Raw genomic sequence first — 10500 nt, 5'->3', positions numbered from 1 at the left:
TCCTTTCAATAATTACCACCGATTTCACTTCCTGAGGTATAACGTTTTTCCACTCCGGGTATATACCATCAATAACCTTGCTGGACAGTATTGTGTTACCTATTTCAAAAGTAACAGATAGCGGTTCACAAATTTGTGGGTCTTCTGGTTCGCTTATACCGGATTGACTATCTTCCTCTGAATTCGGCACGGTTTTTGTTGAACCCCCGATCTTCAACACTTTTACTTTCTCAAGCTTGGCTATGGCTTGCAGTGTTTTTATTGTTTTTGCAGGTACGATTATTCCCGAATCGTTAAACCCAGGAAACAATTCTGGGTTAGCGGTTTTGAATACATGCAACCGTTTCCCATCTGTAGAGAGAACCGCATCTTTTTGTATACATACACTATTGAGTATTGACCTCGATTCGTCACTCGATACTGCCGGTAAACATCCCGCTGTTTTTTCTAGGAAATCTTCACCAAGCATATACTGAGCTTCATCTTTGGATATCATCGGAAATTCTTCACTATCGTTCGGGATTATGCTTACACTACCCGTACTGTTTTGTATCTCAATGCTGTTTTCATACCGTACGATTACTTTACCGTTAGACTTAACTTTTTCTATGGCCTTAAAAGGTAACAGAAACGTACCCTCGCCTTCGGTTTTACATTCTATTGTAGTTATCAAGCACATCTCTAAATCCGTGCATGAGAAAAAAATCTTACCGGGTAACACTTCAACTTTTATTTGTGACAACACCGGCAATCCTGATTTTGAACTTATTACCTTCTTGCATAACTTTGTCACCTTTACTACATCTTCTGAATTAATTTCAAATTTCATAATACTATCCGTCCTTTCATTTTTTTAATAATTTATCCCTTAACCGATACTTCCTTAACCGCATATCCCCATTTTGCTGCCAACTGCTGTGCTTGCAAAAGTTCCTCCTGTTTCTGTTGGCTGCACAGCTTTTCATAAAGTACAGTTTTGTACTTGTTCATTACTTCACACATTGCGTTGTTTAAGTCCGAGTAATCGCCGTTAAGCCAATAACTACCCCCATACTCAATACTGACACAGCCCAAGTCCACATCAAACTGTTTTACGAATTTGACCGTATCCTCGGGACTTTCGAAGTACGTCGAGTAAAACCCGTGCCTATCGTAATGCGCGATAAACGAACAATGCAGGTGCAGGTGTTGGTAAAGTTTATCGGTAAACTTGCTAAACGGCAGTGGCAGTGTATTCCCGTATTTGTCGGTATACGTTTTGTCGTAAGAGTTTGTTATCTCCTCCCAAAACTTGTCCCAATCTTTCAACACCTTACTTTTCTCGTCTGCTGACATAAACTCTACGTCTTTGAAAACGTAGTCCTTTCCATTATTCTTCATACTCAATACCCTCCTCGCTTAATAAAATACTTGCACAATGCAGATCGTTCATCTGACTCTTGGTTTAGCACCCACTCATAAACCTGCGACTGATATTTCAACTCTTGCGAACTCCAATACACGTTACGACAGTATTCCGTAATCACGCGCAACTGTTTTATATCCCTACTTTTAAAACACTGATCTACGCTTACCCCGTTAACGTGTTTTCTCATGTCCTCCACCAACGATTTCAATTTGTATTTCAAGTACACCTCTTCAGCTTGAGTGTTGTTTGCAAGTATCTTTGGTACGATAAGCCTTGTCACATCTTCCAAAGGCGGCATCGGGGTAATTGCATGAATGTCACCTCTGACATGCTTCTTCAGTGCTTCATACTTAAGCTCATCAGTAAGCATGTTGTAATGTTCCAACTTTAGGTTCGCAATGTTTACACAAGGCCAGGAGACTTTCAGCCACGATTTTATTATCTCGACGTATTGGTTATCATCCAACAGATTCACATACGGGGTTTTAAGGATCTTGATCTTAACCTCATCTGTCGCACCTAACCAAGCATTCACTACTTTTAGAAACCGCTCCTTTTTCAGTCTCAATAAATCAAAGTAGCTAAAACTTTGCGTATGATTTTCTTTTATCGCTACCAGCAACGGATCAACTCTAGGCTCTAAACTTCTCTTACAGTTCTTACGCCGTAAATGAAACACCTGGTTCATCCCATCTTCGGAAATCATACTCTGCCAACTTTTGAGTGTGCGGTATTCCAGTCCAACAAGGTATGGAAGCAGGTGTTTTTCCAATCTCGCCGGGATTTTGTAGAGTTCCCATTTGCTAATTCCGGGCAACTCAAATTTATCATCACCCTTTATACGCCGCAGAATTTCAGCGGACACTTCTTTTCTTGGTAATTGGCTGAACAATGTACCTACTGGCATTTCCCTCAAGAACTTATCAGGGATTCTGTACTTCTGTTTGTTCTCCGCAATGTTTAGAACTATCCGGTATTCCTTGGGTTCAAGATCCATTACCTTCATAAGCCCTAACCGGATTGCTTCTTGTGTGCAGTTACTGTTTACTAATGCTTTCTCATAAAACTTATTCAGCATAACGCTAACTCCTTTCATTTCTTAGATTATTTTTTCAATACCCACTTTAAAGCCGCCGTAGGCATCCAAGCGCAGCGCAGGATGCCAGGCGGCTCAATTATGCGTGTTATCTCTAACCTTTCCCCGACGAAACATCAGAGGCACGGCAATGATCCCGCCGCTAAAGTCTGGGTATTGACGTGTTTTATTACAATTTCTTTATTGCTTCATTAAATCACCGTCCTTTCTTTTTACCTTACCTGGACAGGGACACTTATAAAATGCTTACTTCTGAAGCCATGACAACGATTACGAAGGAATCGTTACTCTGGCTTTTGCATTAAAAACATGGGTAACATACATCCTCACCCTGACGATAACATCAGAGCTGCAAATACGGTTTTGCATTTAAGTCTAAGCATGTTAAAGGTATCTGAACTGTCCAGGTATGGTTTTCGTTAAATACTTTGTTTTGTTACGATTGCTTGTTTGAGTTTTTGCGCATAAATTGGGTTTACTGAAGCTATATAGCTTATATAGCCGTTAACCTTATGAACATCACCTACACCCCGGGTTACATAGTTGTGCACCATTGCGCGTACCCTGCGGCGGATTTTGCGTGAGATTGTAGGTTTGCCGGAATTTAACATTAATCCCGTTACCTCTAACTCGCGGTTAGGTTTGTGTACCCGTGTTTTATCCGAGTTTAGCCTGTACCCATAGTCTTTTATGATCCGTTCAACCAACGATATAACTTTCGCGACTCCTGAAGTTGAACCATCAAGTTTTTTACACGAAAATGTTAAATCGTCGGCGTACCTTGAATACCTCCACCCAGTACTCTGCGATAATGACTTCAGTTTGCGGTCGAGTTTAATCAACGCGTAGTTGAGCAGCAGCGGCGATGTCGGCGCGCCCTGAGGAAGTTTACTGTTTAGGCAGCACAGTTTTATTATCTGTTTCGCGCCGTACGATGTGAACCATTCAGTCAACGACTTTTTGAGGATACCCTTTGTTGTGTTAGAGAACGCGTCTTTGAGGTCCAGGTTGATAACAACAACAGCATTCGCGTGTACTGCGGCGTTTGTCAGAGTATTGCGGTTTGGCAAAAACCCATGCGCGGGATTTGTTGACGTATACGGATAACAAGGGGTGAGGATGTGGTTGAGTATTATACGCTGTATTGTTCTCAGTTCAGTATCCGGAGCTTCAATCACACGCCTGCCGCCGTTTTTCTTTTTGATGCAAAACCTTTTGTAATGTTGTTCAATGGTTGTTGCGTATTGTTTTGCGCAGCGCGCGATTTCGGGCACGTTTACAAACAACTGCTGGTGAGTTAAATTACATATATGACGTTTCAATACCGTACGGATATTATTCAACACGTGTTTGCATTCAGGGTTTGATAATATTTTCAACGCGAGTTTTGAGTCCCCATCAATGGTTTTATTATCCGCCATCCGGTATATTGTTGTTATATCTTCAATTGTGCATTTCCCATATCCAAACTCCCGCGATAAATCGTCGAATCCGCAGTTGTTCGTTTCGCCGCAAGTGTTTGCCAAAAACCGCGCAAGTTTAAATACCGGCAGCCAAAGAATGCGTTCGTCTTTGAATTTACTAAACGCGTTAGCTTTCGCTACATTAACGGTATCCTGTTTAACCCACATGGCTGTTGAGCCTCCTTTCCGGAAACTTTATTGTTTCTGCCAGAGCATACGGGGTTAACATTTTCAATAAGGTGTTGCAGTGATTTACTTGCGATAGATTGTATTCGCGGGTACGCTCAAGCCGGGCTCTCTTAAATTTCGTCTCAAACGTTTCTTTCGCGCGTTTTACATGGTCATAGAACTGCAACGGCCCGGACTTTATCGTTGCGATCTCCGCCGGGATTTCGCATACCTGCCCGTTGGCTGAATACCTCAAGAATCCCTGATGCTTCGAAGTTGTCGGCGAATACCTTTCGTCTGTAAGAAATATGAGGTTGTCAGGAAGAGAGTTATCTCCCGGCAATGGGCCAAGGATGTCTTGATACATATCCCTCAGCTTCCACGACCAGATCGCTATTGGCGTAGAGTACGAGTTTAACATCCCGTCTTCACACGACATATTACCGTGATAACTTTCCGTCTGTTTGTTCCCGTGACTGTTAACAAATGTTTTTGCGACTTCTCTGTTTGAGCATTTCATAAATTACTGTCCTCCTGTTTTAAGTATTGATTTGTGTCCCCAAGGGGGATTGTTATGGTTTTCTGTGAGTACCCATAACACCGGGTAAGTCTGCGGCGGGGTATCCGGAAAATCGCCGTAGCCGTCTGTGAAATAGATCAGTAGCGCCGGTGCGGGTTTTGATTTCTTTAATTCTTCGAATACAGGAACAAAACTTGTACCCCCGCCGCCTTTGAACCGCAGCTTAGTGCAGAACTCGTTGATGTTGCGGGTTTTGACTTTTTCGTTTACTGCGCAGTCACAGCTGAGTACCGTTATCTCGTCAGTTAATCCGTGGAGTTTGGAAATCTCGGCGGTAAACGCTGTTAGTTCGGGTTCTGAAATACTGCCGGAAGTATCTATCGCAATTGCTATATCCCCGGCTTTCTCGCTGCGCAAGCCCGGGATTATGTAGCTCTCGGACAAAGGATGACGAAAGTTCGGAGCGTCCCAGCGGTAATCATCATCGGATAACACTTGGCTAACTAAGCGGTGTAAGATGCGCTCCCAAGGTACTTGCGCGTTTCTGAGCTTGCCTATCTGGCGTTCGATACCGGCAGTAAGGCATCCTTTGGCTTTGGCGAGTTCGCCGCCTACAAGTATGCGTTCTATCGCTTGCTGCAATTTTTCTTTCTTTTCTTGCGCTACATGATGGTCAATGAATCCATTTTTTAGTACTGGCAGCTCTTTCCCACAATTGGGACATTTACCTGCGGCTAATGCGGAACTTGGGATTTTTGTACCACAAGAATCGCAGGTGGCTTCCACAGTTTCTGAGTGTATCGAAATGTTTAAAGTTGTAAGGTTTGTACCTTCCTTTTGCAGCATTTCGTACACTTGTTCTGTTGTTTTGCCATGATACATGTCCGAGTATAAAATCCCTTTTGGCAGTTCGTGATTTTTCAACCCCAGGATTTGTTTGGTTTCGCTGTTGACCGTATACTCGGCTGCCAGCATCCATAGCTGTCGATTCTTACTACTTGAACGTTTTGTACCGAAACTGCCCGGGTGCAGAAATATGCAGTGCGTTATTTCGTGTACCACAGCAAATAATAGGTCGGGTTGGTCCCATTCCATAACTGTTTTTGGGTCGTAATACAGGGTTTCCATATCTGTAGCAAACGTGCCTAACCCGGGGTTTTCTGTTAGCTTCCAACTAAATGCGAAGAAACTGTAAAACGGATACTTGTTGGTAAGCACTGCTAAAACATTGCATAACTTATTTCTTGCTTTTATGTCCATACATTTATCCTTCCAATAAAACCTCTGCCAAATTTTTGAACATCTTGTCCGACCCTTTGATATTTTGCAGGTATGACAACTTTTGTACGTTGCGGTTACCTTCGTTGTCGTAGTCTATGAACTGGTGGCAAAATAACACTTTGTAGTCGGAACTAAGCGCGTTAAAGAACCGGATTATGTTGTTACCGTGTTGAATGACTGACTGTTCGTTTAGTTTCGCGCAGTATGTGCCTATGCTTAGCACTATTGCTAACACTTGGCTGCGGTCTTGAGAGTCAAACTTAGGCAGTATGCCTTCAACTATCACTTGTTTTGGGTCGATACATCTAAGATATTTCAACCATTCCAAGAAGAACTTGGTCGCTACTTCCCCGATTGTACCTATACCTATTGACCGGATAACATTTTCGTCGTTGATATTTTTGATAATATCCGCGAACGCGTGTAAACTGCGCGGCGTGGGCCATGCGCGGACGCCTTCCTTGGGTTGTTGCGCGAAAAATTCGGGATTGGATAACACGAATCCCACTACGCGCTCGTCTACGTTGTTAGGCCGTGCAAACCGGTAAACCCATTCTTCGTATGATGCGTTCAGCGTAAAATGGCACATTCTGTTCAACAACGGGCTGGGGATGGGTTGAGTAAACGCATTGTCTTCTTCACGATTGCCTGTGGCGATGAAGTACACGTCTTTACTGATATGCATCGGCCCGATACGATGATCCAAAACTAACTGCATCAATGGAACTTGTTGGTACGGCTTTGCATGGGGCAAATCTTCAATTGCTACGACTGCGGGGCCTTTTTGCGGAATAAACCCGGTACGGTATAACGTGATTTCTTTTTTTACATGATCCGGCACAGCTACAGCGTAATCAAAGGGTTGGAGTAACGGCGCGTCTAAACAACAGTACTCGCAGCCGAGTTTTGCAGCTACTGTCCGCGCAAGCGCGCTTTTGCCTATGCCCGGTTGTCCCCAGATAAACGGTACTCTACCGGATTTTGTTACGTGGATCACTAAATCTACTAACTCGTAAAACGTGTTGCCGTGGTTGTAAACTGTTTCTTGTTCTGACATGGTAATAACCCTCCTTAATTTTGGTTTGTTAATATGGTGGACAACAAATTGTCAACTAAGACTGCATCCGGCTGGCCGGATTTGTAGGTAATCTCGTCTTCAAAGACAATAAATCCTTTCTCCTTGTGGTAAGGAACGATTATCATCTGGTTTTCATCTGCTGATTTGCTAACGATACACAGGGCTTCTTTACGCTGCGGATGTTCCGAGGGCGCAAAAGTTGTAACTGACTTGTCTTTGGTGGTATTATCCGGTTTAACATAGTACGAATCGAACACCGCAATAATGATTCGGGCTCCCAAAAGCCGCAACATTTCTTGCGCTATGGCAAACTTCGCGCGCTTATCCGACGTATCGTCAATTGTGATTGGCAAACAAGTGAACTTGTTGTCCGCTAAAATACCACATAATAACGGCGTGAGTCCTCCTTTGTCATATAACACTCTTTTTGCAATTTCCTTAAACTGTTTAACATTTTCTTCCATTGTAATTTCCATTTTGGTTTTACCTCCTTTTTGGTAAACTAGAATTTGTAGCGAGAGAGCAGCCGGGACGGCGAAATCCTTAAACCACTCCCTCGCATTTTTTTTTGTTTCCAGAATTGTGAGAATCTTGTAGCTATAGTTATGACTAAAGAAATCGCGGGGCTTTGCCCTGTTTCAATAAGATACCGTCGGAATAAGGTTGAAAAAGGGTGAGCCTTCTCTTATTTCGCGGTACAAACAAAAAAACTCCGAGGCCTGTGTTGCACAGAGCTTATCTCGGAGTTTATAGCATTAAGACATTCAGTGTACGGGACACTGATGATAGTCTTAAATTATGGTTTTGTTATGTGAAAGTGGTAAATATTATAGTGGTTTGGTCTTTATATATTTTGTGGTTGTGGAGTGTATGGTTCGTAGTACTACGTTTTGAGACGGATGTCGCTGAGATTTACATCCTGAACGTATTCTTTCATTTTGTCATCAAACTGTTCCGGTGTTAAGACACGTACACTTGTAATGTTTAGCCTGTCAAACAGTTGATTCACCGCTGAGATATTACTCAAACACTCGATAGGAAGCACAATGCTTTTCTGTTCGACACATTTAAAGTCTGTTTGTAGGATATAATTTCCGGCGGCTAATACTATTAAAATAAGATGTGTTATTATAAGGATGCCAATAAGTATTTTGATCATCAGACTATCTTTCATGACAACTATTATTGTCAGAACTTTATAAATCTTTCCTTAAGAAGTGATCAAATACCCGGCTCTGCGTTCTATGTTCTCCAGAAGGGGTTGATAGTCGGTGTGTTTGCGTAGAAAACGTTTCCCTTCTGGAGTGTGTTGAATTTTAGAAAAGAGTTCTTTTAACTGAAAAATGAGGCCTGTCAGTCTCGACTTTTCAATAAATGCGGATTCATAACTGTCTACAGCAAATACGTTTGTAAATAAAAACCGGTGTTCACTATAACACAACTTTCCCCAGGCGTGTTGTGTTCTTATGTTTTCCATGCAGGTTTCGATTCTACCGATGAGAGCGTCTAACAAACTTTCGAAGTCTTTGTTTCTTGATACCATCTTGAAAAGATTAGGAAAGTACAGTATATAAATTCTACTTTTTATTGACGTTTATTCATATGCCAGATTTGAGCTAAAAGTTAACACAGTACTGGTATAGCTTTTTTATGTCCACCGTAGTACTTATTCCTAACAATACCTACCTGTTGCTACCGTCTTGTTTGGTAAACAAGTATTACATATATTATTAAATGACGTCAAATACTTAAGAAATAGTAAATATTTGATTTGGCATAATATTTGTTATTTGGGTTTAAGCTTTTAATATTACCGATTTTACTTCGTTATATACTTGTTCAACATTAACGTTTTCTAAACAATATTGTTGACTGCATTTACTTAAAACTTCACAAGCACAAGGATTACAACCAACATTTGTCTTTACAATTCTAACGTTTCTTCCTTTGGGTTGCCATACGTTACTATTTGAAGGCCCAAATATTGCGATTGTTGGTACACCCAATGAAGCAGCCAAATGACTTACTCCGTCGTCATTTCCCAAATAAACACAGCATTGTTTAAGTATAAAAGCTAATTCTGTTATTGTAAAATATGGATAAGTTAAATATATTGGGAATTTACAATAATTTTTAAGAGTTGTTGATACATTGGAATCACACGGGCCATTAATAATCAATATTTTGTGATTTGGTAACTCATTGTGCAAACGGTTACAAATTTGTGAATATCGAATCTGATGCCAACACTTCTTGGGATCACTGCTTCCCGGGTGAATTGCCACTATTTTTTCATTTTGTAATTTATTACTCGACATGAACCTATTGATGTTATCACTAACAAATTTATTAGTCACAATTTCGAAATCACAGAGATTTACAATAAAATCATTTACTCCTATATTTAATGGAAAATATTTCTTTAAAGCAATGTATTGCTGATCTATTCGATGAACTTCTTTGGAATATCCATTATTCGTGTCAGAAACAGAAAGGGAAACCACTTGCTTAACACCCAATGTTTTTAAATTATTAATAAAAATGCTACTATCTTTGATCAAATAACAAATTACCAATTCAACATTATCAAATATTTCAGCCAAATATTCCCGAAAAGTAGCAGTTAAATATTTATCGGACACAAGTGGAGAAATCCATGATTTATTATACTCGCGAACGTTGTTAATTAAACTATAAGACTTCCCGGAGATACTTACTTTTAGATCTGATAAAAAATTAGAATAGCGCAATTTACTCCACACTTCAATATGATAATCTGGATATGAAGTTCTAAGAAATTTAAGGACAGGTACAGTTATTAATAAATCTCCTAAACCTAGATTTTGAAATATTAATATCTTTTTGTCTATTAGCATACTTATTATACTATTGAAGCGTCTTTATACAATTAGTATTCTAGGTATTTATCGTCATGATATAAAAAATGATTATTTCACACAACGGAAACCAAATGAGTTTGATTGGCTATCAGGTGATCCATACCCCCGGCCTGGTACCCGGCAATCGATGGCATAATTTCCCCAAGACCCGCCACGAGTACTTCTATATGTCCCTGACGTAGATGGCCCTTGTGGGTTACTTGCTGGTGAGCTGCTGTAATAATTATCGTCATACCAATCGTTACACCATTCCCATACATTTCCTATAATATCGTAACATCCGTAAGGACTTTTACCGTTTTCATAATTGCCTACTGGCGCGGTTTTTAAATAGAAGTCATTTTCTTTTGAATTACAATAATAATCGTATTTCCATATATTTCCCCATGGATACATCCGCGCGTCAGTACCTCTTGCTGCTTTCTCCCATTCCGCTTCCGTCGGCAACCGTTTTCCTGCCCATTTCGCATACGCATACGCTTCATACCAGCTTACCCCTACGACCGGTAAGCTTGGACCGTTGTAGAAAGTAGCATAGTATCCGAAATCATTGTCATTCCAATAATATGGTTGTGTAACATTGTTA

At 40.8% G+C, this 10500-nt stretch carries 11 protein-coding genes; all 11 read right to left on the bottom strand.

Annotated elements, in window-relative coordinates; all coding sequences use genetic code 11:
- The coding region (locus WC955_11920; protein MFA5859758.1) for a DNA polymerase III subunit beta at positions 1-829 on the bottom strand (829 nt) is incomplete at its 3' end.
- 32 nt (positions 830-861) lie between these two features.
- Entirely contained in the window at positions 862-1380 is a 519-nt protein-coding gene (locus WC955_11915) for a hypothetical protein (protein MFA5859757.1), read from the bottom strand.
- A gap of 2 nt (positions 1381-1382) precedes the next feature.
- On the bottom strand, positions 1383-2486 hold the full coding sequence (locus tag WC955_11910; GenBank protein ID MFA5859756.1) for a hypothetical protein: 1104 nt from the start codon (positions 2484-2486) through the stop codon (positions 1383-1385).
- A 437-nt stretch (positions 2487-2923) separates the two neighbouring features.
- Positions 2924-4135 carry a reverse transcriptase family protein gene (locus WC955_11905; GenBank protein ID MFA5859755.1) on the bottom strand — a complete coding sequence of 404 codons (1212 nt, stop codon included), beginning with the start codon at positions 4133-4135 and terminating at the stop codon, positions 2924-2926.
- Positions 4125-4655 (bottom strand): hypothetical protein, encoded by a 531-nt coding sequence (locus WC955_11900; GenBank protein ID MFA5859754.1) that lies wholly within the window; start codon positions 4653-4655, stop codon positions 4125-4127. The genes WC955_11905 and WC955_11900 overlap by 11 nt, the downstream gene beginning before the upstream one ends.
- Positions 4656-4658: 3 nt before the next feature.
- On the bottom strand, positions 4659-5915 hold the full coding sequence (locus WC955_11895) for a VWA-like domain-containing protein (protein ID MFA5859753.1): 1257 nt from the start codon (positions 5913-5915) through the stop codon (positions 4659-4661).
- A 4-nt stretch (positions 5916-5919) separates the two neighbouring features.
- Positions 5920-6993 (bottom strand): AAA family ATPase, encoded by a 1074-nt coding sequence (locus tag WC955_11890; GenBank protein ID MFA5859752.1) that lies wholly within the window; start codon positions 6991-6993, stop codon positions 5920-5922.
- A 14-nt stretch (positions 6994-7007) separates the two neighbouring features.
- Positions 7008-7490 carry a hypothetical protein gene (locus WC955_11885; protein ID MFA5859751.1) on the bottom strand — a complete coding sequence of 161 codons (483 nt, stop codon included), beginning with the start codon at positions 7488-7490 and terminating at the stop codon, positions 7008-7010.
- A gap of 407 nt (positions 7491-7897) precedes the next feature.
- Complete coding sequence (locus WC955_11880) at positions 7898-8059, bottom strand: hypothetical protein (GenBank protein ID MFA5859750.1); 162 nt, start codon at positions 8057-8059, stop codon at positions 7898-7900.
- 751 nt (positions 8060-8810) lie between these two features.
- Positions 8811-9890, bottom strand: coding sequence for a glycosyltransferase family 9 protein (locus tag WC955_11875; protein MFA5859749.1), 1080 nt, complete (start codon positions 9888-9890; stop codon positions 8811-8813).
- A gap of 72 nt (positions 9891-9962) precedes the next feature.
- Positions 9963-10500, bottom strand: a 538-nt coding sequence (locus WC955_11870; GenBank protein ID MFA5859748.1) for a formylglycine-generating enzyme family protein, incomplete at its 5' end; no start/stop codon positions are given.

The sequence above is a fragment of the Elusimicrobiota bacterium genome (assembly GCA_041658405.1).
Classification (GTDB): domain Bacteria; phylum Elusimicrobiota; class UBA5214; order JBBAAG01; family JBBAAG01; genus JBBAAG01.
This window is presented reverse-complemented; position numbering and strand designations above follow the sequence as displayed.